The sequence below is a fragment of the Desulfatiglans anilini DSM 4660 genome (assembly GCF_000422285.1).
Classification (GTDB): domain Bacteria; phylum Desulfobacterota; class DSM-4660; order Desulfatiglandales; family Desulfatiglandaceae; genus Desulfatiglans; species Desulfatiglans anilini.
In genome coordinates, this window is the sequence record NZ_AULM01000003.1 from 190,396 (window position 1) to 217,243 (window position 26,848).

At 57.4% G+C, this 26,848-nt stretch carries 32 protein-coding genes and 1 other RNA gene; 17 read left to right on the top strand and 16 right to left on the bottom strand.

Annotated elements, in window-relative coordinates:
- Positions 1-35: 35 nt before the first annotated feature.
- The 6 genes from H567_RS0104790 to pilM all read right to left on the bottom strand — a co-directional run bounded on the left by H567_RS0104790 (position 36) and on the right by pilM (position 6,362).
- The gene (locus H567_RS0104790; RefSeq protein ID WP_028320531.1) at positions 36-1,580 is read right to left on the bottom strand and encodes a secretin GspD/PilQ domain-containing protein; all 1,545 of its coding nucleotides are present in this window, start codon (positions 1,578-1,580) and stop codon (positions 36-38) included.
- On the bottom strand, positions 1,577-2,953 hold the full coding sequence (locus tag H567_RS0104795; protein WP_153306055.1) for a tetratricopeptide repeat protein: 1,377 nt from the start codon (positions 2,951-2,953) through the stop codon (positions 1,577-1,579). Before H567_RS0104795 ends, H567_RS0104790 begins: the two co-directional genes overlap by 4 nt.
- A gap of 132 nt (positions 2,954-3,085) precedes the next feature.
- Entirely contained in the window at positions 3,086-3,532 is a 447-nt protein-coding gene (locus H567_RS0104800; protein ID WP_153306056.1) for a hypothetical protein, read from the bottom strand.
- A 163-nt stretch (positions 3,533-3,695) separates the two neighbouring features.
- The gene (locus H567_RS0104805; RefSeq protein ID WP_028320534.1) at positions 3,696-4,259 is read right to left on the bottom strand and encodes a type IV pilus inner membrane component PilO; all 564 of its coding nucleotides are present in this window, start codon (positions 4,257-4,259) and stop codon (positions 3,696-3,698) included.
- Positions 4,260-4,674: 415 nt separating this feature from the next.
- Positions 4,675-5,280 carry a PilN domain-containing protein gene (locus H567_RS0104810; RefSeq protein ID WP_028320535.1) on the bottom strand — a complete coding sequence of 202 codons (606 nt, stop codon included), beginning with the start codon at positions 5,278-5,280 and terminating at the stop codon, positions 4,675-4,677.
- Entirely contained in the window at positions 5,277-6,362 is a 1,086-nt protein-coding gene (pilM, locus tag H567_RS0104815) for a type IV pilus biogenesis protein PilM (RefSeq protein WP_028320536.1), read from the bottom strand. Before pilM ends, H567_RS0104810 begins: the two co-directional genes overlap by 4 nt.
- A 618-nt stretch (positions 6,363-6,980) precedes the next feature.
- Between pilM and lepB the strand changes: the two genes are divergently transcribed.
- Positions 6,981-7,598 (top strand): signal peptidase I, encoded by a 618-nt coding sequence (gene lepB, locus H567_RS0104825; RefSeq protein ID WP_028320538.1) that lies wholly within the window; start codon positions 6,981-6,983, stop codon positions 7,596-7,598.
- 142 nt (positions 7,599-7,740) lie between these two features.
- Here the strand turns inward: lepB and H567_RS23175 are convergent, their stop codons facing one another.
- Complete coding sequence (locus H567_RS23175; RefSeq protein WP_051184496.1) at positions 7,741-8,226, bottom strand: NUDIX hydrolase; 486 nt, start codon at positions 8,224-8,226, stop codon at positions 7,741-7,743.
- A gap of 163 nt (positions 8,227-8,389) precedes the next feature.
- Here H567_RS23175 and recN point away from each other — a divergent pair, with 163 nt between their 5' ends.
- Positions 8,390-10,084: a DNA repair protein RecN gene (recN, locus tag H567_RS0104835; RefSeq protein WP_028320540.1), complete on the top strand. Its 1,695-nt coding sequence runs from the start codon at positions 8,390-8,392 to the stop codon at positions 10,082-10,084.
- 107 nt (positions 10,085-10,191) lie between these two features.
- Here the strand turns inward: recN and H567_RS0104840 are convergent, their stop codons facing one another.
- The 5 genes from H567_RS0104840 to H567_RS28970 form a co-directional block, all read right to left on the bottom strand.
- On the bottom strand, positions 10,192-11,073 hold the full coding sequence (locus H567_RS0104840) for a hypothetical protein (protein ID WP_153306057.1): 882 nt from the start codon (positions 11,071-11,073) through the stop codon (positions 10,192-10,194).
- Positions 11,074-11,188: 115 nt separating this feature from the next.
- Complete coding sequence (locus H567_RS0104845; protein WP_244155421.1) at positions 11,189-11,533, bottom strand: acylphosphatase; 345 nt, start codon at positions 11,531-11,533, stop codon at positions 11,189-11,191.
- Positions 11,530-12,360 (bottom strand): hypothetical protein, encoded by an 831-nt coding sequence (locus H567_RS0104850; RefSeq protein ID WP_028320543.1) that lies wholly within the window; start codon positions 12,358-12,360, stop codon positions 11,530-11,532. The genes H567_RS0104845 and H567_RS0104850 overlap by 4 nt, the downstream gene beginning before the upstream one ends.
- Positions 12,317-13,141, bottom strand: a complete 825-nt coding sequence (locus H567_RS26945) for a nucleoside phosphorylase (RefSeq protein ID WP_051184497.1) — start codon at positions 13,139-13,141, stop codon at positions 12,317-12,319. The genes H567_RS0104850 and H567_RS26945 overlap by 44 nt, the downstream gene beginning before the upstream one ends.
- Positions 13,142-13,205: 64 nt before the next feature.
- Positions 13,206-13,406 (bottom strand): hypothetical protein, encoded by a 201-nt coding sequence (locus H567_RS28970; RefSeq protein ID WP_028320544.1) that lies wholly within the window; start codon positions 13,404-13,406, stop codon positions 13,206-13,208.
- A gap of 78 nt (positions 13,407-13,484) precedes the next feature.
- Here H567_RS28970 and ffh point away from each other — a divergent pair, with 78 nt between their 5' ends.
- The 14 genes from ffh to ssrA all read left to right on the top strand — a co-directional run bounded on the left by ffh (position 13,485) and on the right by ssrA (position 23,077).
- Positions 13,485-14,810: a signal recognition particle protein gene (gene ffh, locus H567_RS0104865; protein ID WP_028320545.1), complete on the top strand. Its 1,326-nt coding sequence runs from the start codon at positions 13,485-13,487 to the stop codon at positions 14,808-14,810.
- Between the two features lie 222 nt (positions 14,811-15,032).
- Positions 15,033-15,296 (top strand): 30S ribosomal protein S16, encoded by a 264-nt coding sequence (gene rpsP / locus H567_RS0104870; RefSeq protein WP_028320546.1) that lies wholly within the window; start codon positions 15,033-15,035, stop codon positions 15,294-15,296.
- Positions 15,297-15,340: 44 nt separating this feature from the next.
- Positions 15,341-15,571, top strand: a complete 231-nt coding sequence (locus tag H567_RS0104875; protein ID WP_028320547.1) for a KH domain-containing protein — start codon at positions 15,341-15,343, stop codon at positions 15,569-15,571.
- Positions 15,564-16,109, top strand: coding sequence for a ribosome maturation factor RimM (gene rimM / locus H567_RS0104880; RefSeq protein WP_208598321.1), 546 nt, complete (start codon positions 15,564-15,566; stop codon positions 16,107-16,109). Before H567_RS0104875 ends, rimM begins: the two co-directional genes overlap by 8 nt.
- Positions 16,099-16,863 carry a tRNA (guanosine(37)-N1)-methyltransferase TrmD gene (gene trmD, locus H567_RS23185; RefSeq protein ID WP_084516904.1) on the top strand — a complete coding sequence of 255 codons (765 nt, stop codon included), beginning with the start codon at positions 16,099-16,101 and terminating at the stop codon, positions 16,861-16,863. The genes rimM and trmD overlap by 11 nt, the downstream gene beginning before the upstream one ends.
- Positions 16,860-17,462, top strand: a complete 603-nt coding sequence (locus H567_RS23190) for an RNA methyltransferase (RefSeq protein ID WP_051184499.1) — start codon at positions 16,860-16,862, stop codon at positions 17,460-17,462. Before trmD ends, H567_RS23190 begins: the two co-directional genes overlap by 4 nt.
- A gap of 44 nt (positions 17,463-17,506) precedes the next feature.
- Positions 17,507-17,851: a 50S ribosomal protein L19 gene (rplS, locus tag H567_RS0104895; protein WP_028320549.1), complete on the top strand. Its 345-nt coding sequence runs from the start codon at positions 17,507-17,509 to the stop codon at positions 17,849-17,851.
- Between the two features lie 55 nt (positions 17,852-17,906).
- Positions 17,907-18,527, top strand: coding sequence for a ribonuclease HII (gene rnhB / locus H567_RS0104900; RefSeq protein WP_028320550.1), 621 nt, complete (start codon positions 17,907-17,909; stop codon positions 18,525-18,527).
- The gene (locus H567_RS0104905) at positions 18,524-18,892 is read left to right on the top strand and encodes a YraN family protein (protein WP_051184513.1); all 369 of its coding nucleotides are present in this window, start codon (positions 18,524-18,526) and stop codon (positions 18,890-18,892) included. The genes rnhB and H567_RS0104905 overlap by 4 nt, the downstream gene beginning before the upstream one ends.
- A 338-nt stretch (positions 18,893-19,230) precedes the next feature.
- On the top strand, positions 19,231-20,178 hold the full coding sequence (gene rsmI, locus H567_RS23195) for a 16S rRNA (cytidine(1402)-2'-O)-methyltransferase (protein WP_051184500.1): 948 nt from the start codon (positions 19,231-19,233) through the stop codon (positions 20,176-20,178).
- Positions 20,171-20,416 (top strand): HPr family phosphocarrier protein, encoded by a 246-nt coding sequence (locus tag H567_RS0104920; protein WP_244155426.1) that lies wholly within the window; start codon positions 20,171-20,173, stop codon positions 20,414-20,416. The genes rsmI and H567_RS0104920 overlap by 8 nt, the downstream gene beginning before the upstream one ends.
- Positions 20,413-22,197 (top strand): phosphoenolpyruvate--protein phosphotransferase, encoded by a 1,785-nt coding sequence (gene ptsP / locus H567_RS0104925; protein ID WP_028320554.1) that lies wholly within the window; start codon positions 20,413-20,415, stop codon positions 22,195-22,197. The genes H567_RS0104920 and ptsP overlap by 4 nt, the downstream gene beginning before the upstream one ends.
- Positions 22,190-22,678 carry an SsrA-binding protein SmpB gene (smpB, locus tag H567_RS0104930; protein WP_051184501.1) on the top strand — a complete coding sequence of 163 codons (489 nt, stop codon included), beginning with the start codon at positions 22,190-22,192 and terminating at the stop codon, positions 22,676-22,678. Before ptsP ends, smpB begins: the two co-directional genes overlap by 8 nt.
- Positions 22,679-22,726: 48 nt before the next feature.
- Positions 22,727-23,077, top strand: a transfer-messenger RNA (tmRNA) gene (gene ssrA, locus H567_RS27730).
- A gap of 418 nt (positions 23,078-23,495) precedes the next feature.
- Here ssrA and H567_RS0104940 read toward each other — a convergent pair.
- From H567_RS0104940 to H567_RS0104955, 4 genes are read right to left on the bottom strand one after another with little or no spacing between them, the layout of a single operon-like run.
- Positions 23,496-23,918 carry a hypothetical protein gene (locus H567_RS0104940; protein WP_028320556.1) on the bottom strand — a complete coding sequence of 141 codons (423 nt, stop codon included), beginning with the start codon at positions 23,916-23,918 and terminating at the stop codon, positions 23,496-23,498.
- Entirely contained in the window at positions 23,915-25,501 is a 1,587-nt protein-coding gene (locus H567_RS0104945; RefSeq protein WP_028320557.1) for a recombinase family protein, read from the bottom strand. The genes H567_RS0104940 and H567_RS0104945 overlap by 4 nt, the downstream gene beginning before the upstream one ends.
- Complete coding sequence (locus tag H567_RS0104950) at positions 25,494-26,018, bottom strand: DUF2924 domain-containing protein (RefSeq protein WP_028320558.1); 525 nt, start codon at positions 26,016-26,018, stop codon at positions 25,494-25,496. The genes H567_RS0104945 and H567_RS0104950 overlap by 8 nt, the downstream gene beginning before the upstream one ends.
- Positions 26,019-26,052: 34 nt before the next feature.
- Positions 26,053-26,295 (bottom strand): hypothetical protein, encoded by a 243-nt coding sequence (locus H567_RS0104955; RefSeq protein WP_028320559.1) that lies wholly within the window; start codon positions 26,293-26,295, stop codon positions 26,053-26,055.
- Between the two features lie 296 nt (positions 26,296-26,591).
- Between H567_RS0104955 and H567_RS0104960 the strand changes: the two genes are divergently transcribed.
- Entirely contained in the window at positions 26,592-26,825 is a 234-nt protein-coding gene (locus H567_RS0104960; RefSeq protein ID WP_009379056.1) for a LexA family protein, read from the top strand.
- The last annotated feature ends 23 nt before the right edge of the window (positions 26,826-26,848 follow it).

The window sequence follows — 26,848 nt, forward strand, 5'->3', positions numbered from 1 at the left end:
TGCATCCGGAAGCGGCTCATGGTGGAAGACCGCCGTCAATCCCAGATGCTCTCGACAATCGTCGGTCGAAGCAAGATCACCAGTTCGCGGGTGATATCCTGCTCTTTTCTCCACTTGAAGAGCCTGCCGAGGTAAGGAATGTCCCCCAAAAATGGGGTCTTTTTCTCTTTGGTGGATTTAAACCGGTCGATCAGGCCCCCAATGAGCAGTCCTTCGCCGTCTTTCACCTGAGCGAAGGTCGCCATTTCTTTCAGACGGACCCGCGGCAAACCTACTTCCGCCCCCTCACCCGATGAACCGAATTTCCTGTATTCGATCGGCTCCTGCAGCTCCGATGTTATCGGCACGATATAGAGGATAACCCCCTCATCGATGATGTTCGCCATCACGGCGAGCCCGACCCCGGAGAGGACCGATGCCGTCGTCACCGTATACGTGACGGTCATGGTCTCCGAATCGACAGTAGTCTCCACTTTGTCTATGTAGGTAATATTCTCCCCCACGGTGATGGTGGCCCCTCGACCGTTCAAAAGGCTGATCTTCGGGTTGGAGACGATCTGGGTCTCGCCGTATTGCTTCAACGCAGAAAGCACGAGGTCGAACTTGTAGGGCTCGAGGCTTATCTTGCTGATAAATTTGACCCCGTCGGCGGGATAAATTGCGCCACCTTCTCCAAATTCGATAGCCCCGGAAAGCGAATGGTTGAAAAGTCCATCCCAATCGATTCCCACCTCGGAGCCACGGTCGAGAATGACCTCCAGGATTTTGGCCTCGATGACCACCTGCCGGCAGACCTGCCGTTTCAAATTTTCGAGATAGGTCTTGATCCTCTTGTGCGTAGCCCGGGATGCCGTGACAGCCATGGTTCCCACGGGCCGGTCCGCTACGAAATAACCGCTTCCGCTCTCCTCAATCATTTTGGAGAGATTCTCCTCCAGCATCTTCCAGAAATCCATCGGTTCGCGCAGAGAATTGCTGACCAGCACCTCTCCTCTCATCTTCCCCTTGACCTCTCCTCCTCCCAGCAGATTCCCCCCGACAGACGTGTTGAATTCCTCGTTCAGGAACGGGATCGGCAGCCGATATTCCCTGGTTTCTTTATATCTTACGATAATGGTCCGTTCTTGGAGGGTATAGAAACAATCAACCTGGCATAAGAGATTGTCCAAAGCATCCCAGTAATTCTCCTCAGGCCGTATATCGACGTCGACGAGCCGGTCTTGATCGACATCCTCCGCCCAGCATATGGAATACCCCTTGAGGCCCGCCACCTCCTTCAACACCTTGTGGAGAGGAACCTTGCCGCCACTGGAGAGGATCTGTGCACCAGTCGGCAGATACGAGGGGCCTTCATCGATTTGACAATCGGGAGGCGGCAGCCGATATCCGCCGTAGCCCGCCGACCGCGCCTGATTCAATCGTTCGCGGTTCTCGTCATCGGCCGGCAAATCGACAAGAGTTCCTTTGCAGCCCTCCTCGACGGGTCCTCTGGCCGCAAACCACGCTTCGGGTATCGCACAGCCGGGAATAAACGGCAGCAAAAACACGAGCCCGATGCAACAACGGGATAAGGCCCTCATTTCAATCCCCTCTGGTGGCGGCACAAGGTCTCCAATTTACCCCGTACGAAGTCGGACTCGCGCTTGTCCGCCGGACCTTCGCCCTGGCTGATCTCCCTGTACTTTTGGCATGCTTCCGACACGTTTCCCAACGCCTCACACGACCGCGCAATGGCGAGGCTGCTTTCTGTCGAAGGACCGAAGAGATCTTCGTATTTCTGAAACCAGGCGAGCGCAGCGGTCAGTTTTCCTGCTTCCTCCAGAAACACGCCGTAATCGTAAAAGGCTTCCGGAACAAGAAGATGACCGTTCCCGGTTGCAATATCGAAAAACAATCGGGCCTCTTCGCTATTCCCAAGCTTCGCCGAAGCAACTGCCGCATAAAGGGCCATCCTGGCGTCTTCCGGATCCAGCTTCAGGGCTTCTGCCGCAAAATAACGCCCCTTCGCCGCGTTTCCGAGGGTAGAATAAAGATAGGCCATTCTCTTCAAAACATGGATGTTTTCCTTGAGGATGGTTGAATTCTCTTTCATCAGGAGGAACGCCCGCTGATAAGAGAGCAGCGCTTGATCGATTCTCTCGTTCCGCTCCGCATCGCGGGCCTCCACAACCAGGCTGACCACATCCCGGCGGCGATCCCTTTCCTTCTTCAAGCGATGGAATGCGTCTAACGATCCGTCCGCCACCCCGCGCACAACAAGGATTCCCTCACCGTCCTCTTTCTCTTCGGGTTTAGGGCGGATGATAAAAATGCTTTCCATCTCCTCCTTTATGAGATCATTGGCCTCGAGGATGATCTCCATCGCCATATCCCAAGGAACCTCTTTCAAAGACAACGATAGTTCGCCTTTCACCCCTTCATCGACAATGATGTTTTTTCCACTGATCTCCGAAAAGAGTCTGAAAACGTTATGCAGATCCGTTTTGAAGAAATCGAGGGTCACTTTTTCTTTATTGCAGGAGTCCGCCCGGCCGGGGGCTAGATCCCGTTCAGGAGGCTGTCTAAGAGACGGTGTCCGCTTTGCCGACGCCGTTTCAGCCCCCACGCCGCCGGATCCGGTGCAGACGACTTTCAACCGGCTTCTCTCCTCCATGATTTCGAACTTGAAAAGCCGGTCCGGGTGCGCAGAAAAGAGCAGCACACGCAAACCTTTTTCCACATGGGTGGCCTTGATGTTCGATACCGGACATTCGTCCAGAGAAATGGCTTCCGGCAGCGCCCTGCCCGCTCGAGCCGCTTCGAAATCGATGACCAGACGCGCCGGCTCGGTGCTTCCGAACACCCGATACGAACGGCAATCCCCTTCGATCCCGATCACCGCCTTTTCGGCTGTTCTCTCCTCCACCTGAATCCACGAGATCTCCCCGCCAAACACCGTGGTCTTCCAAAGCATCAAACAGAACAACATCGGCAACCATGCGCTGCGCATTAAATTCTCCCCTTCTTGCAGCCCCTCGAGGCCTTCCGGACCTTCCCTCACGCAAGGTTCATGTTGAGAGGAATGATCCCCCGCAGTGTCTCCCGCCTACCGGAGGGACACTGTCCATCTCCCGGCGTCAGCGGATGGCAGACTCCATTCGATCGCCGTATTTTCAGCGCCATCCTCACGGATGGCATTTTCTTCCTCGACAACGACCTTTCGAATCGATGTAACGCCCAGGGGGGTCTCACGGTCCTCGCTCACAATCTCTTTGACAAAACCGCCCCGAATGCCGGTGCCTTCGCGAACGATAAATCCGCGTCCGCCCGGGGATTGAACGAGGGCGATGATCCGTTCCCCCTTCTTGATGATCGCGCTCAACGTCAGCTCATAAACGGCCATAGACTGCAATTCACTTCCCCGGCCACCCTCCCCCCTAGAGACGCCCTCCCCTTCCAATGATCCGTCAGCCACCGGATCCCCCTTGTCTTGCTGTGTAGCGAGAAACGGCGAAAAAGGATCCAGGGTTGGCCCGAGATCGCCTGCTTCCATGGAAGCACTCCGAACCATAACGGACTGACTGCAGGGGGCGTCCCTTTCCAAGGCGGAGTCCTCGTCTGCAGCCGAAGCCAAGCTCTCTCCTAATGGGTACGCGGCGGCAAGCGCAACCAAAAGCAGGCGAACCATCCTGACGCCTCTGCACCTCCAATCTTTTCTATTCACCGACCTCCCCCTTGAACCGATAGGTCACCAGCGTGCATCGGGTAATCAACATGGATGAAAGCGGTTTTTCCGGTCTCATGGATACATTCAGGACATGGACTATCCGCTCCATCGAACTGATCGTGGTGAGAAAAGCAACCACATTGCGATACCGCCCTCTGACCTCGATCGAGACAGGAATCTCGACGAAGAAATCCTTCTCGACTTCTTTCTGCGGACTGAACAACAAAAATTCCAAACACGACTCTTCACCCTTCGCCGTGATGTTCCTTAGAAGCGTGGGGATCTCCCTCGAATCGGGCAGAATGCTCAACGCCTGCTCCAGTTGCGCCTCCGCGGCCTTCCGCTCTTCCTGCAATCGCGCCAGGTTGCGGACGCGAATGCGAGACTGGGTGCTCCGCTCGGACAGCCCCGCGAGTTCCATCTCCAAATCCGCTATGCCCCGGATCGATGGCCGGTAGACAAAGCAAAGGAACAAAGCTCCCAGGAACATGACCGTACCGGCAAGCACGGCGTACCTCCGTCCCTGTCCCATCCCTCCTATCCACTCGAACATCCGTGGACCCCTCATCGCGCCGTCTGATGCCCACCCGCAATAACGACCCTCAATGCGCCGGATTGCAGCCTGTTCGCTAGCCATGCCTGCCTTTCAGCGGGGAAATGGTCCGCAGGCCTGCTCAACAGAAGATCCGATATGTTTCGATCCATTCCCCTTATCCATCCAAAAAGATCGTCCAGCACAACCCCTTCTCCAATCCGGAAGGAATATCCCGCTTTACGCCCTGCGAGGGTTCAATCCCACCTCTTTGCAGTGGGTCCCCGTTTCTTCAACCTTTTTGATGCAGGCCCTGTTTTGCCCACATCGAGGGAACCCAGCGCTTGCGCAGAGGCAGCCGGTAAGCCGCCGCACCAGCAAACATGCCGATTGACCCGACCTTGGCGATAAAAACCCTTTACCGACAGAAAACCCTTTACCTTGGCGAAATCGACGTCATTTTCGAGACCTGTCCATGGGAAGAAATCTGCTTGAACGCCGATGTTCTACATCCAACCGTAAAATCCACGAGATCCGCCTGATAGAGCGAAAAATTCTTCAAGTGTGCACTTTCCAGATCCACAGAGACGATCGTATTCGTTTTTTCCAAATTGGTCATAAATGCAGCAACGCTTTCATGGTCCCTTGCGGTCCCCCTCAATGTCAAAAAACCACCGTTTTCCTGCAGTAGATCGAGCCACAATCGTTGTGCCGGCACGGATCTGGCAATATCGTTCAACCATTGGACCGGTTTCACCTGCTGCAACTCAAGTTGCTCTATAACAGCCAAACGGTTCTTGACGATTTCAAGACTTCGCCTAAGTTCCTGGAGTCGTCTGTTCACCTCACTGGTTTTTTGGACTTCAGCAGTCTTACGGTTTTTTTCATCCTTTAACCGATCCAGGCGATTAACAAGATCGCAATAAATGCTGCCCATCAAAGAAATAACAAGCATGATCAAAAGCACGAAGATGCTGATTTGCCGTCTGACATCTTCTCTTTTTCTGGCATCTCTGAACGGAAGCAGATTGATTCGAATCATTTATCTCCGATTGCTCTCAAGGCGAGGCCCACCGCGACGACCGCTTGCCGACCCACCGATGATAGATAAACAGGGTCGATTCTTTTTTCATCAAAGGCGAGGGACTTGAAAGGATCGATCTCCACCACCTTTAGACCCGTTTTTTTCTCGAGGAATGGCTGAAAACCCGGTAGGCGGCAAGAACCCCCACAGACGTAGATTCCTTCGACGTCTACCCCGGGATGGGCATTTCCTGCAAAATCGAGGGCGCGGATAATTTCCCCCGTCCAGTTTTCGACCACGCCCTGCAGGATCCCATCCAGTTTCTCCTTATCCCGGAGCAGGCGGTGCCCCAATTTGATCCGCTCGCCCTCCCCCAGATCGACCCCGAAATGAAGCACGATCTCCCTGGTAACCTCCGAACCTGCAGATGAGGAATCGCTGTTGAAAATGGGTATCCCATCCTCGACAATGTTGATGCAGAGTTCCCGGGCGCCAAGATTCACCAGGGCGTAGCACCCGTTTTTTCGTCCCGATGAGATTTCGAAGGCATTCTGCATCGCGAAGGCATCGACGTCCAAGACCGCGGGATTGAGGCCGGCCTGTTCAAGGACCTGGACGCGGTCCTCGACAATCCTTTTCTTCGCCGCGACAAGCATCACATCCAGAAGCTCCGCCTCCGCCGCTCCGATCACGCCGGCGCCAATGGCCCTTCCGCTCCCCTCAAGGGTGTCGAAGTCGAGATTGACCTGATGCACATCAAACGGAATATATTGTTCGGCTTCTTCACCAATCAGTTCTTCCAGGGGAAGGCCTTCCGATTTCCTGACGGTGATCTTCTTGACCATTACAGAATAGCCGGATAAAGACGTCGCAACATTGCGGTTCCGTATCTTCAGTTTAGCGAACAGGCCCCGCAGGAGTTCCACGACGGGGGAGGATTGCCGAATCACGCCTTCTTCGACGGCCCCGTCAGGCAAAACCGCCATGCCGATGCTCCTGAGAACCCGCCCTCGCCGCGTCTCCGCCAATTCCACAACCTTGATCGCGTGCGAGCCGATGTCCACGCCAACAAGCTGATTTCGCGCGCCTCCCAACATCATCGCCCCCCTTCGGAGACGGCCGATGACCGTCTCGTATGCACCCGGAAGCGGGAACTCGGGGGGCAGAAGTTCCCCATCCGATTTCCTGTATCTTCACCGGTCAGCAGGTCCGTCAGTGTCGAAAACACCCGGATTTCAACGGAGAAACCATGAATTTCCTGGTCCTGAGGGGGCAACCCGCCGCTGTTTCCAGAACCTACGGACAGGCGGTGAATGGAGGTTCACGATGCGTTGCGTGCCAGTTTCGGGGGGATAAACAGAGGCAAACAAGGAAAGCTGTTTCTTGAAAAATCGGCCGGGAGCATCCTCCCGGGTAAGACGCCGGCAGCCGCGCCGGCCAGGCACCGGCGATCTGAAACGGCCGGCTTTGCGCAGCCGCGTTCCAGCCGTTCGGCCCCTCGGAGGGGCCGATCAAGGGGGAAAATCTTCCAAAATTCCTTCTTTGTCAAGTAAAAAATACTTCTGAGGACTCATCACCCACACCGGCAAGAGTGCACACATCCGTTACGCCTTCGGGCAGCTGAAGGAGCCTCGATCCAACCGCTCAACAGCAAAAATCCCTTTACTTTCAAGACCCCGAAGGATTAGATTTTGCAATCACCCTACCGGAGGCAGCATTTGGATACCGATCAAAGAAAAAACACACGGAAAAAAAAGGGCCTCATCCGCGAATATGCCGAAGCCGCCGTCATTGCCATCCTGCTGGCGCTCTTCATTCGGACCTTTATCGTGCAAGCCTTCAAAATCCCCTCAGGATCCATGGAGCCGACCCTGCTTGTCGGTGACCATATTCTGGTCAACAAGTTCATCTATGGGATCAAGATCCCTTTCATCAACAAGACCATCATCCCCGTGGGCACCCCGGAGAGAAATGATGTGGTCGTTTTCATCTATCCACTCGACAAGAGTAAGGATTTCATCAAGAGGGTCATCGGTCTGCCCGGGGATACGATTGAAATCAAGGGACAGGAGATCTACATCGACGGCGAATTGTTCGAGGACCCCCACGGCTATTACGGCCGGGAAGGCGACGACGGGGTGCCGGACTTGGAAAGGGATCACGCCGGCCCCTTCAAGGTCCCGGACAACCACCTCTTCGTCATGGGGGACAACCGCGACCATAGTTACGACAGCCGGTTCTGGGGTTTTGTACCCGTCGACTCCCTGAGGGGCGAGGCGTTTATCATTTACTGGTCCTGGCCGAACTGGAAGCGGTTTCTCCACTTGATCGAGTGACGGTCAAGCCGGAGAAGGCAGTCGATGACCCGCGTGGCAGCCGTGAGGGTGGTTTTCTGCAACGAGGCGTGTTCAGATCAAGCCCTGACTATTTTATAGAAAGCATTTTCCAGGCGGAAGATTGGCACCACAGGGCATCGACCTAGAAGAGCGGAGCCGGCGGAAGAGGTGCGCTACGGCCGTATTCCCGAAGTGTCACGGCCCGGGCGACTGCCTTCCCGAGGGGGCCGTCGAGTCCCATCGAGTCCCCGCAATCATACGCCCGGATGCGGCGAAGGGCATCGATGTCGGAGCCGGGTACAGGCACCCCGCCCCGCACTTCGGCCCAGAAATCGACCAATACATAGTGATAAATGATCCTGCCGGCGTCATCGGGGAAGACCTTGTCAAACACACCGACCAGCCCGCCGATCTCGACCGTGATGGACAGCTCCTCCAATATCTCCCGCTTCAGAGCTCCAACAAGGGTTTCGCCCAGTTCCACCGCCCCGCCCGGCAAGCTCCACTCGCCTTTTCCCGGCGGTTTGCCACGCCGGACCAGAATGACCTCGTCGCGGTCAAAGAGCACGGCTGCAACCCCTACGATCGGGCGGGAAGGATAGGCCCGTTCGTCTCCCTTTTCCATCATGAGCGTCTCTCTGTCTCTTCCGGATTTTCGATCTCGATTCGGCCTGCAGCCGCAGGGGAAAAATAGCTCTTCAAATTCACGACTGAAGCTGCTATAGGTCCTTTCTGGGACCCTGGGGGCCTTGCAGGATCATGCTCCATCCATCAACCGGAGTCAACAACCCATGCTGGTTCATCTCGGCATTTCCAATTTCGCCCTCATCGAACATGTGGAGATCACCCCCGGACAAGACCTGAGCATCTTCTCCGGGGAGACAGGCGCCGGGAAGTCGATCATCATCAACGCCATCAATCTCATCCTGGGGGCGCGCGCCTCCACGGATTTGATCCGCACGGGAGCCGATGAGGCGACCGTGGAGGCCCTTTTCAGCCTGCCGGAAAGCGCTGCAGTCCAAGCATCGCTGGAAGACATGGGCTTTCCTTTTGACGGTGAACTCCTCATCCGCCGATCCATCTTCAGGGAGGGGCGCAACAAGATCTTCGTCAACGGCCTCATGGCCACTCTCGGTATGCTGGCGAAGCTCGGCCCCGTGCTGGTGAGCATTTCAGGCCAACACGAACACCAGCAACTGCTCAGGCCCGACAACCATCTCTATCTGCTGGACGATTTTGCCGGGCTCACACCCGAGAGAGAACGGTACAACGCAAACCTCCAGTCCTGCCGCAGCCTGCGAAGGCAGGCGGATGAGGCCCGCTCAGCGGTCCTCGAGATGGAGAAGCGGGACGAACTGAACCGTTATCAACTCGAAGAGATCGAAGCGGCCTCGCTCGCGGAGGTTGAGGAAGAAGAGCTGATTCGAGAGCGGAGGCGCTTGCAGCATGCCGGAGAACTCCTGAAGATTTCGGCTGAGGCCTACCATCGTCTCTACGAACATTCGGAGTCCATTCTTGCCCAATTGGCCCATTGCCGCAAACAACTGGAACGTGGCGCCGATCTGGATCCCACATTGGCCCCGCTCCTCGACACCCTGCTGGAGGTCGACGCGAAGCTGGAAGACGCCGCTTTCGCCCTGCGGGATTTTCAGAACACCATCCCCCTCGATCCCGTAAGGCTTTCGCAGGTAACTGACCGACTGGAACAGATCCATCAGCTGAAACGCAAATACGGTTGTTCAATCAGGGATATCCTGCTTCTCAGGGACACGCTGGCGGAGGTTTCCGAAGATCTGGAGAGAAAGCGAAAGGAAGCCGCATTCCTCTCGGAGAAGGCCGACGCATGCATGGATGAGCTTTCTGTGGAGGCGGCCAGGCTGTCCGAACTGCGGCGGGAAAGCGCGCGGGAGATGGAGTCTCGGATGGAACAGGAACTCCGGATGCTTCACATGGAAGGCACTCGGTTCAAGGTGGCCTTTCAGGCCAAAACCCCAGGCGAGGCCATCCCTGGAAAGGGCGCCGCACTGAACCGTCATCTCCCTCTGGACGGGCCGGATCAGGTTGAATTTCTCCTCGCCCCCAATGCCGGGGAAGGGTTCAGGCCCCTGGCCAAAATCGCCTCGGGCGGAGAGCTCTCGCGCATCATGCTGGCCCTCAAGACCTTGCTCGCACAGAGCGCCTCTGTCGAAACAGTCATTTTTGACGAAGTGGATGCCGGCATCAGCGGAGCAACCGCCCAGATCGTGGGTGAAAAGATCAAGGCCCTCTCCCGGTATCACCAGATCATATGCATCACTCATCTGCCGCAGATCGCGAGCCAGGGGTCATCTCATTTTCTGGTCCGCAAGGATCTGATCGGGACCCGGACGCAGACCAGCATCCTGCCACTCGATCCGGAAAGCCGGGTAAAGGAGATCGCGAGGCTCCTGGCCGGCCGGGAGGTCACGCCCCACGCCCTGGCACAGGCCAGAGAGATGCTCCGATAAACTCTCCAGGAAAAGGGGCTTTTGCCGGTCTCTGCAACCGGCTCGTTCCTTCGAGCTGCAGGGAACCATTCCCTTTCGAATTGAACCCCCAACGCGGGCGTTTTCGATCAGGAACGATGCTGAACGATCATCCCCGCCTCCAGATTCATCTGGGACAACGTTCTGAAGGTGGCCTGACGGTCTGTGACCCCCGTCACTTCGATCTTTCCGATCCGCCTCCCCACCAGATCATAGCGCTTCCCACCGGCAGCAGTCACCGGCTCGCCTCTAGTGAACACATCGAATCTATCCCCTACCTTGATACCCGTATCGTGCCCGGCGGGGATTACGAGGCCCTCCCCCTCGATAGACACAAGGGTGGCACGCCAGGGAGCCTCCTTCAACGACTCGATCGTGTTGTCAACCTGCCTCTTGAGGAGATCGGGCAGATTCGCATCCCAGATCTCATTCACCAACTCTGACGCGATCGGGTCGTCTACACCCGCGGGTGCGGCCTCGTCTTCCGGAATGGAAAACTCCCGGCTCTCCGTATGGGTAGCGATAATAGCCCCTTGGGAAACATCGACCACATTCAAGATGACCGTCGTCGCATAGAACCGGCGTGTTTCCCGAAACGGCCAGATGCCCTCCCTCCTCACATCGACGTCTATCGGCGCGAGGCTCCAGGTCACGACCGCATGCATCCGTTCCCTCTCAGCCGCGTCGATAATCTCTCGAGGTGCTCCGGGACCGAAAGGGGGTTTGTTGGCCAACGCAGCCTCCAGCGGATTCTCATAGGAAAAAACCAGCACATCGTTCGATTTGCCCAATCTCACCGTGAAATCCTGCTTGACAGCCGCTATCCGCTGCGGACCCAGAGATGCCAGGTCAAGCGGCGTTGTCACCATGGCCCGTTTCTTGAGTTCCGACCCTCCCGGCATCACCTTCCCCGCCAGCTTGCGGCTGACGCCGCATCCCGCTGAAAGGACCAGCCCAATAACCAGGATCAAAGACAGGCACGCTCTCCGATGCATCATCACCATAAGGGATTCCTTCCTCTCTGCTTGCCGCCTCTTCTTTCAGTCCGCCCCGACGGGCCTTGTCATCTCCACACCCTAAAGGGCTTCATCCGTAGCGGACGGCAAAAGTGCCCAAGTCTCCCCGCCACGGCTCATCGTCCCTGACAACCTTCGAAACCCGGGCCGCCGGAGGACCCTGACGGCACCAGGCCGCCAGCCTTTCGACCTTGTCGGCCGCACCCTCCGCCAAGACCTCGACACGGCCGTCCGGCAGGTTTCGGACCCAACCGTTCACTCCGAGTTCCACAGCCTGCCTTCGTGTCGAGTCCCTGAACCACACCCCCTGAACACGACCTTCCACAATGAGATGTACGCGCAGGTTCTGCATCTCCACACGTCCTCCAACCCTTTCTCTCAGCCCGTCCCCGCTCAACGCGCACAAACCCGTCAAGCCGGACGGGCACTCCCCGGCTCGGGGCCGAGTGCATAGATCAACACCGGCCCCGTATCCCCGGATCCTTCCTCTTTCCATCCATCCGAAGCCACAACGTCCGGTTGAATGAGGACTCCCGTGATATCATAAGGCAGCTCAGAGCGCTTTTCACAGATCTCGGCGCACGCGCCCAGGACCTCTTCGATCGATCGGCACAGCCGCATGCATGGCCGATTGACGCGGAAACCCCACCCCTGCAGTTGCAGCAACCGGTCGTACAAGGATGACGGCAGGGAGGCGCCATCGTCAGGCACCCGGATCAAACTGAAAAAAACGTTGAAAGGAACCCGGGCGCTGTGCCTTGCCTCTCCGGCCAGAAACAGGTCTGCGCCGGCACTGCTCGCATCGGGATAAAGAGAATCTCCCCGCCGCTCCCTATCTGCATTGAGCACTCTCAAGGCCTTTCGTTCAAGATAGACTACCCCCCCCACCACCATCTTCTCGGGTGCTTTACCGTAAAGGCTTTCTCTTTCGACCTTCAACGGCACAGTGAGGATGGTCTTCAGGGACCCCAGCACGTTCCGGCGCCCCAAACGGCTGGACAATGCCGAGGCCTCGGTCAAAACGCCATCCCGGTAGACCGCCTCGAATGGAACCCCTTCAATCGCAGGTTGCACACAGTAGACACCAGGACCCGAACTCCCCTCGGCTGCGAGCCGCCGGTGAAATAGGAGCACGTCAGATTCCTCCCACACGACCGCTGCATCGAAAACGCCTTGGACTAATCCCTTTCCATTTCCTTCATTCACAATCCACCGCCTCGCCTGATAAATGCTCCAGGCCATCACCGGGCCTTGACCCTCGAGGTCTCCGACCCTGGTCTTTCGCCACACTGATCACAAAATCGAGGAGAGCCTCGGCGGCGGCCCGGGAGCGCTTTTTCAGCAGGGGATCCCTGAAGCCGGGCCTCCACCTGCACTCGAACAGTTCATCCGACACCACGAACAGTGCGCACATCCGGACGCCACGAAAGAGCGAAACCGCCATGAGCGCCGAGGCCTCCATCTCCACCGCGAGCGCGCCCTGCTCCTGCCAATACCTCACCTTTACGGGTGTTTCCCGGTATGGCGCATCCGTCGTCCACACCGCGCCTCTCCGATAGGGCAAACCCGCGCTCTCCAGCCCCTTTTGGAGACCCGCCGTCAAACCGGCATCCGGGACCAGGTCCAACCCATCCAGGGGATAATGACGGCTCGTCCCTTCCTCAGGATAGGCCCGTGTCGGTATCAGCAGGTCACCGATCCTTGCAGCCGCACTCAACGACCCGCACCAGCCGAAGGCCCAGATCCTTTGAGCACCCAATGCAATCAGCTTTTCCAGCCCCATGACGGCATGGGGTGCGCCCAGAAACGGCCCTGACAAGGCACAAGCGCCGAGAGGCCCTTCTTTTGGAAGGTAGAGGCGAAAAAGGTCGCTGTCAGCAAAGGCCACCGGCTCGGCAGAGATCCGGCGCGCCAGGTGCCGGAGTTCGAACGGCGGCATCACCATCAGCACATCCGCCGGGATTGAGGGTTCCCCCCGCCCACGATGAGGGCGTATGATGCCTTCCTGAAGGCTTTGCTCCAACTGGGTTCGCTCCTGTATGGGCTGACTGGAAACACACGAGAAAAATCCGGAGAGTTTTTTGATATTAAAATTTCGCTCGGGACCTGGCAACCACAAAATCCTTTTCTTCTGCCTCCGACCCCGCCGTATCATCTTCCGGGATGCCGCTCATTTCGGGGAGGATCCAGCGATCCAGCCAAATAAAAATATGAGTGAAAGAGAAGGGCAAAAATGCTAAGGTTTGAATGCGCCCGGCCTTTTGGAAAGTACGATCGCTTCGAATCATTTACCACCTTTTAAGTTGACAGGAATGAACTCTTGCCGATAGAATGACCGTTTATCAAAAGGCCCGCAGGAAGGGACGATGTTCGAAAATCTGACCGAGAAGCTGAACCACGTCTTCAAGAAGGTGACCGGCCGCGGACGTCTGACCGAAAGCAACATCCAGGATGCCCTCAAAGAAGTGCGCCTGGCCTTGCTGGAGGCGGATGTCCATTACAAGGTGGTCAAAAACCTGATCGAAGATATCCGCAGGCGTGCCTTGGGGCAGGAGGTGCTTGAAAGCCTGACACCCGGTCAGCAGTTGGTCAAGATCGTCAACGAAGAATTGATCCGCCTGATGGACGGCGGCCGGCAGGACCTGAACCTGAGCGGCAAAACACCGCATGTTCTCATGCTCGTGGGACTTCAGGGCTCCGGTAAGACCACCACGGCCGCGAAGCTGGCCGTGTACCTGAGGAAACAGGGGCGGCATCCCTATCTGGTCCCGGCCGACATTTACCGCCCTGCAGCGGTTGACCAGCTGAAAAAGCTCGCGGCGCAGATCAATGTCCCGGTCTATCCCACGGCAGAGGGTCAAGAGCCGGTGAGCATCTGCCGCGACGCCTTCGTCAAGTCGAGCGGCGCGGGCTCCGATCTGGTCATCTTCGACACGGCCGGCCGTCTGCATGTGGATGAAGGTTTGATGGATGAACTCGTCCGGATCAAGACCGCCGTCCCTCCGAACGAAATCCTGCTCGTTGCGGATGCAATGACCGGTCAGGATGCCGTCACGGTTGCCAAACGATTCGACGAAACCTTGGATCTGAGCGGAATCGTCCTTTCCAAAATGGAGGGCGATGCTCGCGGCGGGGCGGCCCTCTCGATCAAGGCCGTTACCGGGAAGCCCATCAAGTTTATCGGTACAGGGGAAAAGCTGGACGCCCTCAGCGCTTTTCATCCGGACCGCGTCGCCTCGCAGATCCTCGGAAAGGGAGATGTCCTCTCCTTGATCGAAAAGGCCCAGTCCCAGTTCGATGAGAAGGAGGCCATCAGGCTCCAGAACAAACTGAAGAAAAACAAGTTCGATCTCGAGGACTTCCAGTCGCAGCTCAAACAGATGAAAAAGATTGGATCGCTCGAACAAATTCTCGGCATGCTCCCGGGGATGGGGCAGCTCAAGAAGCTCAAGCAGCTCAAACCCGACGAAAAGGAGCTTGCCAGAGTAGAAGCCATCATCAATTCCATGACGCGGGAAGAGCGGCGCAACTACAAGCTCATCAACGGCAGCCGCAAACGGCGGATCGCACGCGGCAGCGGGACTCAGGTGCAGGATGTGAACCGCCTGCTCAAAAACTTCTCCGACACCAAAAAAATGATGGAGAGGATCACCAAGAAGGGGTTTGCCGGCATGCCCTCTCTTTTCAGTTGAGGCGCGCCGGTTTAAAACCGCCCTGGAGCAGGGGCCAGCGTCAGGCCCAGCCCGCCGGGAAGCAGAGCGGGCTCGAGGCGGGAAGTTTTTTGAGGCAGTGGGAACACGTACAACAAAGCCGGCAGCGAGGCGCGGATCCTTTGAGATGTGCCGGGCCCATTGGCAGCTGCAGGCGTTTGATGGATAGCAGCAAATTATCAATCTTTTAGGGAGCACGAAAAAATGGCAGTCAAAATCAGGTTGGCTAGGCTGGGTGCGAAGAAAAAGCCTTTTTACCGCATCGTTGCGGCTGATTCAGAAGCACCTCGAGACGGCAGGTTCCTGGAGATCCTGGGTTATTACGACCCGATGAAGGAGCCGGCGGTCGTCAAACTCCACGAAGACAAAGTGAAAACCTGGTTGGGCCGGGGGGCACGGATGTCTGAATCAGCCCGGGCCCTCTTGAAAAAAGAGGGGCTGTTGGGTGCGGACTCGTCTGCGAACTGAGGCTTGGCAGTGGAGGCGACTTCAAACGACGGAGGTGATTTGAGATGAAGGACTTGATCACATTCATAGCTAGAGCGCTCGTGGACAAGCCGGAAGACGTTGTTGTCACCGAAATCGAAGGCGAACAGACTTCAGTGATTGAGCTCAAAGTCGCGAAAGAGGATCTGGGAAAAGTCATCGGCAAGCAGGGCAGAACCGCGCGGGCGATGAGGACGATTCTCAGTGCAGCCTCCACAAAAATCAACAAACGTTCTGTTTTGGAGATTATTGAGTAAATCCAGACATATAAACGTGAACGACCTGATCGCCATCGGGAAAATCGTGCGACCTCATGGTGTCAGTGGGAGGTTGAAAGCCATTTCCTACTCGGGCAGAGGGGACGCATTCGCCGGGGCCGGAACCGTTTACATCAGAGGCGCCTCTGGTGCAGTGCAAGCCTATGAACTCCTGGAATTCAGCCCGCACAAAAATTCCTTCCTGTTGCTTCTCGAGGGGATAACCTCTCTGGAGCAAAGCGAAGAAGTCAGAGACGCCGAGATCCTGATAAGAAAAGACGAACTCGTGCGGGCGCCCGACGAATTTTTCTGGTTCGAACTGATCGGCCTCGGTGTATACCTCGAAGGCGGGGTACGGCTGGGGTCGATCACGGAGATCATCCCAACGGGGAGCAACGATATCTACGTGGTCAGGCACGAAAACGGCGAGAAAACCCTTGTGCCCGCTATCCACGATGTCGTCCGCGAAGTAGACCTCGAGGGCGGGAGGATGGTTGTAGCGCCCCTTGAAGGAATGATCGAGCCCGATGCGGTTTGACGTACTCACCTTGTTTCCCGAGATGGTCCTTTCCGCCGTCCGCTATGGAATCATGGGAAGAGCTCTCGACAGGGGCATCGCAGACATAAGAGCGGTAAACATCCGGGATTTCGCGCGGGGGCCTCACAGGACCACAGATGACCGGCCATACGGCGGCGGCTACGGGATGGTCATGAAGCCGGGGCCCATCTTTCGGGCATTGGAAAGCGTCGAAAGGATCGGCAAAGGCCATCCGGTGATCTTGCTGAGCCCGCAGGGAGAGGTTTTCAACCAGCGCCTGGCCTGGGAACTGGCCGAGTTGGATCAGCTGATTTTCGTTTGCGGCCGATACGAGGGGGTGGATGAGCGGATCAGAGATCTGTGCATCGATCGGGAGATCTCCATCGGCGATTATGTGCTGAGCGGGGGAGAGTTGGGGGCCCTGGTGGTGATGGACGCCGTCACCCGCCTCCTGCCGGACGCCCTTGGCGGAGAGGGTTCCAGCACCGAGGACAGTTTTGCAGGCGGCCTCCTCGAATACCCGCATTACACAAGGCCGAGCGTCTTTCAGGGGCTTTCTGTGCCCGAGGTGTTGCTCTCCGGAAACCATGAAAAGATCCGGATCTGGCGGAGAAAGGAATCCATCAGGCGGACGCGGGAAAGGCGCCCGGACCTTATGGAGACAGCTGAAATCGAGCCCGGTGAGAGGCCCTCTCCCGCGCCGGCAGGCCGCCCCAGAAAAGATGAAGAGTCCGGCAGCGGGCCCGGGCGATGAGTGGCCGGCTGCGGAACCTCTACATCGGCCTCATTCATTATCCGGTGTATGACAAACGCCGGCGGCGGATCTGCTCCGCCGTGACCACGGTGGACCTGCACGATCTGGCACGATTGTGCGCCACTTACGGTCTTCAGGGCCTCTTCATCGTGACGCCCCTTCAAGACCAGAAGGCCCTCGTCGAAAGGGTGAAACGCCACTGGACCGAAGGATACGGCGCTGTATACAATCCGCACCGGAGGCTCGCGCTCGAGCACCTGCGGGTGGCATCGTCGCTCGAGGACGCCGCGGAGGACATCCGCACCTTTGAAGGGACTCCGCCGCTTCGCATGGCAACGGATGCATCGCAGCCGGCGGAAGGCTGCATCGGCTATCCGCAGGCAAGGAGGATATTGGCCACTCCGGGACGCCCCGTTTTTCTGCTCCTCGGTACGGCCTGGGGGCTGACCGAAGAGGTTTTCACCGTCAGCGACCATTTGCTGGAACCTATATACGGGCCGACAGGCTACAATCATCTTTCGGTGCGGACCGCCGCCGCTATCATCCTGGATCGGTTGGCCGGACCTGACCCGGAGGAATCGTCATCGGCGCCGGCTTGACCATAGCGGGCCAAGGAGGCCCGATTGTGATAAGGAGAGGACACATGAACATCATCGAGATGATCGAAAAGGAACAGATGCGCTTCGATATTCCGGCCTTCAAACCCGGAGATACCGTAAAGGTCCATGCGCGCATCAAAGAAGGCGAGAAGGAGCGGATCCAGGTCTTCCAGGGCGTCGTGATCCGCAAGCGCGGAAGCAAGCTGGGGGCGACCTTCACGGTCCGCAAGGTCTCCTACGGAATCGGCGTGGAGCGCATCTTCCCGCTCCACGCTCCGTTTATCGACAAGGTGGAGATCCTGACAAGGGGACGTGTGAGAAGGAGCCGGCTCTACTACCTGCGCAGCTTGAGAGGCAAGGCGGCCCGCATCAAGGAAAAACGATTCTAGCCGCTGCAGGTCTCCCGGGTTGTCAAAGAGACAGCGAAATCTTAGGCTGTTCGATATGCCGGGCACGGAAGAACCGGTGGAACCCCTCGGGTACGAAAACGAGGCGCGCAACAACGGATTTCATCATGTGGCCGGCGTGGACGAGGCCGGTCGAGGTTGTCTTGCCGGGCCCGTCGTCGCTGCTGCGGTGATCCTCCCGGAAGGGATCGATCTGCCGGGTGTGCGCGACTCCAAGTGTATGACCGCCGCGGCGCGTGAGAAGGCCTTTCAGATGATCCAGCTCCATGCCCTTGCAACGGCGATCGGGGTTGTATCACCGGCTGCCATAGACCGTATCAACATCCTCAGGGCTTCTCTGGAAGCGATGCGGAGGGCTGTTGCCGCTCTGGATCCCGTTGCCGATTTCCTGCTCGTGGACGGAATCCACCTTGTACCTGTCGCAACGCCCCAAAAAGCGCTGAAAAAAGGAGATCGGCTCTGCCGCAGCATCTCGGCCGCCTCGATCCTGGCCAAGGTCTACCGGGACCGGCTCATGGGCGCTTATCACCGGCAATACCCTGCCTACGCATTCGATTGCAACAAAGGCTACGGCACCCGGGACCATCTCTCCGTGCTGAGAAAAATCGGCTGGTGCCCTATCCATCGCACGACCTTCAAAGGGGTATGCCGGCCTTGACACGGAAACGGATGCAGCTCGGCCAAAGAGGCGAACAATTGGCTTTGGAAGCCGTCAAACAAATCGGCTATCGGCCCGTTCACCTCAACTACCGCTGCCCCCTCGGGGAATTGGATCTGATCGCAAAAGACGGGGACACCCTGGTTTTCATCGAAATCAAAACGCGCTCAGCTGGCGATACCGGCCCCGCAAAAGAGGCCGTCGACCGGCGGAAACAACGCCGCCTCTCGCGGTTGGCATTGAATTACCTGAAAACGCACGGGGGTCTTGACACGAGGTCGCGTTTCGACGTCGTAGCAGTCGGCCTCTCCGAAGACCAACCGAAGATAGAGATCGTCAAGAATGCCTTCGAACTGCTCTATTAAATTCCACCCGGCAAGGGGCTTTTTTGCCGATCTCTGCGTCAGCCGCACGTTTGCTTGCACGGCGGCCTACAGGTCGCCCCCGGGCAAACGCTTGATATCCTTAGTACCGGCAAAAGATTTTCTTTTCCGGATGAGAAACCGGGTTGTACCGGGAAGTCATTTCCGGATGGGTACTCTCGGCATCGCCAGGGAAAGGATGCCCCGGCAGCGCTCGGCCGCCTTTTCGATCGAATGCGTCGAAATTCTGTATTCAGGTCCTGGCAGGGAGAAAGGCCTCTTGCAGCGGACGGGTGCCTCCATTAATCCACGGCCGGACCGGCGCTCCGCCGGATCGACGAATGGCTGATTCAAAGAAAAGCAGCGCAGTCTCTCCGATCGTCGACGATATTGAGCATGAAGGCACCCTTTATGTCGTCGGCACACCCATCGGCAATCTGGAAGATATCACCCTTCGGGCGTTGCGGGTGCTCAAAGCCGTCGATCTCATTGCCGCCGAAAGCGTCGAGAGGACCAAAGGGCTCTGCCGCCATTACGGAGTCGCGACTAAGGTTGTCCGTTACAACCAGCACAATTTCCGATTGAAAGGCCCGGAGTTCGTCAAGCGTCTGAAATGCGGCCACCATATCGCCCTCGTGACGGATGCCGGCACACCCGGCATATCCGACCCTGGAGGCAGGCTGGTTGCCCTCGCCCGCAATGAAGGGTTGCCAGTCACGGCCATCCCTGGGCCGTCAGCCGTAACAGCCGCATTGTCGATCTGCGGTCTGCCTGCCGACCGGTTCCTTTTCCAAGGGTTTCTTCCGACCCGCGCCGGCAAGAAGCGCAGGGAACTGGAACAGCTGCAGGCCGAAAGCCGCACCATGATTTTCTTCGAGGCCCCCCACCGCATCCTGGAGACCCTGAGGGAGATGCTGCAGATCCTCGGCGACAGGGAAGTCGCCATCACCCGGGAGCTCACCAAGGTCTTCGAACAGGTCGAGACGGGGCGGTTGAGCGCTGTTCTGAAGCGGCTGGAAGAAAAACCGCCTCTCGGAGAATTCACGCTTATCGTCGAAGGAAGCGGCAACGGGCGGAGCGAGGCGCCGGCGGCCTCCCCTGAAGAGCTCGGAGTGGAAATCGATCGCCTTCTGAAAGAAATGAAAGGCGCCAAGGCGGTAGCCAAGGTTCTCTCGTCGAGATCAGATGTGCCTTATCGAAAGATATACAGGGAATGCCTTGCCAGGCTGCAGCATTTCCAAAAGGTCGGTCAAAATGGATGTGGTTCAGAATTTGAAGATCATGAATAAACTAGGGCTGCACGCAAGGGCTGCCGCCAAGATCGTCGAATTGGCCAACAGCCATCGTTCCAAGCTGTACCTGAAAAAAGACGGGCATGAGGTCGACGGAGACAGCATCCTGTCGATCCTCACGCTTGCCTGCCCGAAAGGGAGTGAAGTCCAGGCACGCATCGTCGGCGAAGATTCCGAACAGTTTATGCTGGCGTTACAAGACCTGTTCGAGAGGAGATTCGGGGAACATCAATGAATGTGCGTCACCCCTCAAAAAGGAAGCTTCTGAAGGGGATTGCGGTATCCCCCGGCATCATTATCGGGAAATCTCACCTGGTTGACCGTTCCAGCGTCAAGATCCTTTATCAATACCTGATCAACGACAAACAGCTGCACCGGGAGGTCGAGCGGTTCGAAGGCGCAGTCGAAAGGACGGAGCGGCAGCTCAATTCCCTGAAACACCAATTGCCGAATCACGTTCGTGAGCATGCTTACATCCTTGACAGCCACACCATGATCCTCAAGGACAGCATGCTGAAGGATTCGACCATCAAGCGCATCTTGAGTGAAAAGATCAACGCCGAATGGGCCCTCAAGAAATCGCTCGAGGAAATCCGCCGCGTCTTCGAAGAGATCCAGGATGTCTATATCCGTACACGGATAGACGACGTTGAAAACGTCTGCGAACGGATCCTCAGGAATCTGGCCGGAGGAAACCAGCCCAGCCTGGCCGACATCAACGGACGGGTTATCATCGTCGCCCACGACCTGTCTCCTGCCGATACGACCGAACTGAACATCAGCCGGGTGATGGGATTCATCACGAATGTAGGGGGCCGCACGTCGCATACGGCCATTATGGCCCAAGCGCTGGAGATCCCCGCGGTCGTGGGGCTCGAATCCGTCACTGCTCAAGTCGAGGAAGGCGATCTCCTCGCGGTGGACGGCAACACCGGCGAGGTGATCATCAACCCGGATGACAGTGACATCATCCTTTACCAGGAGCGGCAGCTCCAGTACGAGAAATACAAATCGAGCATCGCCAAAGCCGGCCTCCTGCCCGCTGAAACCCTCGACGGGCACCTCATCACCGTCAACGCCAACATCGAGTTTTTGGAAGAGGTAGCGGCTGTCCGGGATCACGGGGGCGAGGGCATTGGTCTGTATCGAACGGAATTCCTATACCTCCGCAGCAGGGGCCTGCCCACGGAGGAAGAACTCTTCGAGGACTACCGGGAAGTAGCCGAAATCATGTCCCCTGCACCGGTCACCATACGCACGCTCGACCTTGGCGGTGACAAGTTCGCGTCGGCCCTCGAAATATCGAAGGAAATGAACCCCGCCCTCGGCCTGCGTGCCATCCGTTTCTGCCTTAGAGAAAAGGAAATCTTCAAGACGCAGCTCCGGGCCATCTACCGAGCGAGTGCCTACGGGCATGTGCACCTGATGTTCCCTATGATCTCAGGCCTGCAGGAAGTCCTCGACGCCAAGCGCATTCTGGAGGAGGTGAAGGAAGATCTCGACCGGGAGAATATCCCCTACGATCCCCAGATGCAGGTCGGAATCATGATCGAGGTCCCGTCCGCCGTCGCGCTGGCGGAGCTTCTGGCTCGGCATGTGGACTTTTTCAGCATCGGAACCAATGACCTGATCCAATATGCCCTGGCCATAGACCGCGTCAATGAACACGTAGCAGGAATGTACCAGCCCTTTCACCCTGCCATCCTGCGGATGATCCAACAGGTGGTCGATGCCGCCGGGAAAACCGGGATCGGCGTTTCCCTGTGCGGTGAAATGGCCGGCGATCCCTTGTGCGTCCCCATCCTGCTCGGCCTCGGCATCACTGAACTCAGCATGAACTCCCGTTCGATCCCCGCCATCAAACGCGTTATCCGAGCGATTTCCATGGAGGAAGCGAAAAGGGATTTCCAAACTGCCAGCATGCTTTCCACAACGCAGGAAGTCAAAGACTTCATCTCAGGGCGGATGAGGGATCTTCTGCCTGATCTGGACATGCAGAAACACCTCGATGCCTGAACATGTCTCCGGCCTGGATGGAACATACGACATGAAGATCGTCTGTCAAAACCGAAAAGCCGCCCACGAGTACTTTTTCGACGAACTGATCGAAGCCGGTATGGTGCTTCTGGGCCCGGAGGTCAAATCCCTCCGGGAGGGCCGCGCCAGCCTCGTGGACAGTTACGGCAAGATCAAGGACAGCGAAATCTACCTTTACAACATGCACATTACGCCATACCCCTATGCGCATCACATGGACCTCGATCCTTTGCGCCCGCGGAAGCTCCTGCTCAAGAGGCGCGAGATCAAGCGCCTGATCGGGAAAACGGAAGAAAAAGGGTACACCCTGGTCCCGACCAAGGTCTATTTCTCGAAGGGCCGCGCCAAGGTGGAACTGGCCCTCGCCCGCGGAAAACGCAAATACGACAAACGCCAGGTTCTCAAAGAAAAGGAACTCCAGCGTGAAATCGAGCAGGCCAAGAAACGCGAGGGTTATTGACATTTCATCTTCGCATTCTTAATATGATTACAACAACAAAATGAAAGGGGGGGCGAACCGGTTTCGACGGGGATAGTTGAAGCTTGGGTTGCATGCCGAGGTTCTGGCTGCTCGTTAAACGGCTGGATAAACACAAACGCAGACGATTATTCGTATGCTCTAGCCGCTTAAGGCTAGCGTCCTACCGGTCTTTGCCTGCGTGATCGGATAGGGCGTCGACTAGCGGGCTAGCTGATCCGGTGCACCTGTGGGCCGGTGAGGCGAAATTTACACGGGTTAGTCTCGGAGTTAGCCTGCATGGTAGCGACCCCCGGGGCGAAATCTCTATACCATGCTATGCATGTAGAAGCCTAAGTGGAATATTTTCGGACGGGGGTTCGACTCCCCCCGCCTCCACCATTTGAAAAAAGACAACCCGTCTCTCTGGGGTCATTCTCCGGGGTGACGGGTTTTCTTTTTCCCCTTGTTTCTAAAGGGTTTGCGCCCGTTTCACATCTTCCAAAGCACCTCTCCGCACCATCGATTCTCCCCATCTTCCAGCCTTTCTTTCTCTGTTTGGCCCCTGATTCTCTGTTTTCTCCGGACCAAGTCCGAAGCTCGTCCGGAAAGCTACATCCTTGATTGATATGGGTTTGCGGCTGATTGCCATTTTGGGCGGTTGTCTTAGGTCATCGTTCGATGCCGCAACCGGACGTTTTTTTCGAAATCGCCCGCCTCGGCCATGAAAAGAAGCGCGGTCAACTCCGGCTTCCTGCCCCCTAAAGAAGAAAAGCCGACGCTGATGGTCGGCTCTCTGGGGCGGTCTCCGGTCCGGTCGTCAGTCGGTGGCAAAGCCGAACTGGCGGCGCTGCTCGGCCCAGTCCTCCGGGAAGGTCTGGGTCAGTTTGGCCAGCGAGAGCCCGTTGGGTTCCTCGCCGTTGATCAGGGCTTCGACGATGTCGGGGGCCAGGGTCGTCAGCGTGAGAATGCGGGCCACATACGAGCCATCGACGTCGAGGGTACGGGCAAGCTCGCTGATGGACCTGATCTGGCCGGATTCGAGGATGTAGGCCCAGGAAAAGGCCCTGCCCAGCGCCTGGAGGACGGCGGACTGCACCGGTTCCTGCGCTCCGGTGATTTCTCCATCCAGGGCCTGGGGAGCGATGACCGTCTTGCGGCCGCGCATGCGCCGGATCAGCATCGGGATGTGGATCTGCAGGTTGCCGTTGTCGGCAACGGTAATGGTCGGCTTCATTTTCATCGGCTTGTCCTCCGTTCAGTGACTTCGCATGCCAGACCGGCCAGCTCGGCGATGAGCGTTGTCAGTCCGTTGGTGCGCAGCTCCATGTCGATTCCGGTCTCGCGGATCTCGACCTTATCCACCAGGAGGCGGATGAGGCGATTCCGCTCCACCGGAAAAAGGTCTTCCCAGAAGCCCTCCACATTCTGGAAGGCCTCCGACACATCCTGTTCCGTGATGCTGTTCCCCTGGTAGGCTCTGCATCGCTCGCTCACATGTGTCAGTTGTTTCGAGAGCTCGACCGCGTGGCGGTTGACGGTCGTCAGCATCTCGGCCTTGCCCGGCTGATCGTTGCCGGGCCTCATCAGTTCAAGTGCCTGCTCTCGCGCCTGCGACAGCTCAATCTCGAGCTGGGCTTTCTGCTTGAACAGACGCTCCCTCTCTGCCTGCTCGATGTCCCGGGCGGCGAAGTAGGTCTTGGCCACCAGCGTCGGTGTGCGGAACACCGCGCTCAACTGCTCGACTACGGCCTGCTCGATGTCCCCGGCGGGAATACGTTTGAGCGGGCACCGGCTCACGGTCCGCTTGCTGTCCTTCTGGCAGATGTAATAGGTGTAGTGGCGGCCGTTCTTGCGGGCGTAGGTCGGTCCCATCGAGCATCCGCAGTGGCCGCAGCGGATGACGCCTTTCAGCGGGGCGACCATTTTGGTTCTGGCCATGGATACCTTGACCGGTTTGTTGTCCTCCAGGATGGCTTGCACCTTGTCCCAGGTCGCCCGGTCGATGATCCCCTCGTGCTCGCCGGGGTAACTGCGGTCCTTGTGGGCGATCTCGCCGATATAGATCCGGTTGTTGAGCAGCCGGTAGATATGGGCGGTGTTCCATTCGGAGCCCTCACGGACTTTGCCTTTCTTGGTGGTCCAGGCCTTGGTGCGGTAACCCTGTTCGTTCAGCTCCTGGCCCAGTTTCTTGGCCGAGCCGATCTGGATAAAGCGGCGGAAGATGTACTGCACCGTCTTGGCTTCATCAGGGTTGACCAGCAGCTTCTTGTTCTCCCGGTCGACGTCGTATCCGAGGATGGGCACGCCGCCGCAGTATTTCCCCCGGCGCTTGGCAGCCGCCACCTTGTCTCGGATACGCTCGGCGATGACCTCCCGCTCGTACTGGGCGAAGGTGATCAGGATGCCGAGAAACATTCGGCCGGTGGGGTCGGTGGTGCTGAAGTGCTGGGTAACCGAGACGAAGCTGACGCCCTTTTCGTTGAAGAGGTCGATCATCTTCATGAAGTCCAGCAGCGAGCGGGACAGTCGGTCGACCTTGTAGACCACGATCACATCAATCTTCCCGGCGTCGATGTCCGCCAGCAGTCGGCGCAGCCCCGGGCGCTCCATGTTCCCACCCGAGAAACCACCATCGTCGTAGCGATCCGGCAGGGCCGTCCAGCCCCGCATCCGTTGGCTCTCGATATAGTGTTCCGCCGACTCCCGTTGGGCATCCAACGAGTTGAACTCCTGTTCGAGCCCTTCCTCGTGGCTCTTGCGGGTGTAGATGGCACAGCGCAGGGTCTTGTTCTTGCCCGGCGCGACATTGCTGTTATCAAGCATCCGAACCTCCCTCGGCTTTTCTGCCATAAACCTTCTTCAGCCCGAAAAAGACCTTGCCGTTCCAGCGCGTTCCGGTGATCTCCCTGGCCACCGCGCTGAGCGACCGGAAGGTGCGGCCTTCGAATTCATAGCCATCGGCAAGGACGGTCACTTCATATCGTCGGTCGTTCCAGACCCGCACCAGTCTGGTTCCGGGCAGGATCGCCTCGTTCGATTTCCGTTCTTCTGGGATGCGTCGATTGACAGTGGCTACCGGGTCCTCCTTGGCGGCCTGCTGGAGATGGACCTTGGCCTGGTCGGACAGCCCGCCGTAGAAAAGCTCCTGGATGCGATAGGCCAGCCTCTTGATGAGGAATTGCTTCTTGTACTGGGGCGGCTCTTCGCCGTAGAGGTCGAGCCATTTTTCCCGGAGCTGCTCCAGGGACATGGATTGCAGCAGGGCCATCTGCCGAAGGACCGAGTTTCGGGTTCGGTCCTGGTTCTTGCCGCCGGTGGCGGCGTTCTGTAACTCATTCATTTTCAACTCCTTAGTTTGGTTTCCGGACGAGTTGTCATGAATGAATGCTCTGTTCCGGCAATGAATCAAGTCCTTCTCCGAGCACAGGGGAAGAATCTTTGAAAACATCTAACTCATTGCCCACACATGCTTTTTTGGCCTTTCGGCGCAGGACCGCCGTGGCCAGAATCGAGGCGGCTGACTGGAGCCTCGCCTCACCCGACAGGCGGCCGGGTTTGCCGTTTTCGCCAAGGTCATCCAACCCCGGTACATCATTCATTTCCTGTACATCCAACATCGAACACCTCCGGTGGGACCGGGGGACTGGATGGTGTGGATGCCAGAAAACGGTGGCGGTCGGGATGCGCGTTCGATGGCACCCACAACCACCTCAGCTCCGCCTCTGGTCGGTTATCTGGTTACATCCGGCTTGAACCGGACTTGCGTTCGTTACCTACCGGAGGGATGTGCAAGATGACGGAATCAGACGAGAAGTCCTGTTTTTTTGATTGACCTGATGTTCATCAGGTCGTATATTTTGTGGTCATAAATTGGGCTTAATCCGCTCAGTGGCTACGACACGGAGCAATCGCCATGGGAAAGAAAAAGGTATCGGAAATAACCGACCCACAAGCAAACACGCTGAGGGTCATTTGCCAAATCATCGATGAAAAGGGGTTGCCGCCAACGGTGAAAGAATTGTCGGAAGTCCTTGGTATCAGCCACGCGAGCGCCCACGAGCAGATCGCTCAACTGGTACGGAAAGGCTATCTGAAGAAAGAAGCTCGTAAGGCCCGAAGCATCGTCGTCATCAGGAGGCCCGAATAACGATGCTGGGTCGCGAAAAATAA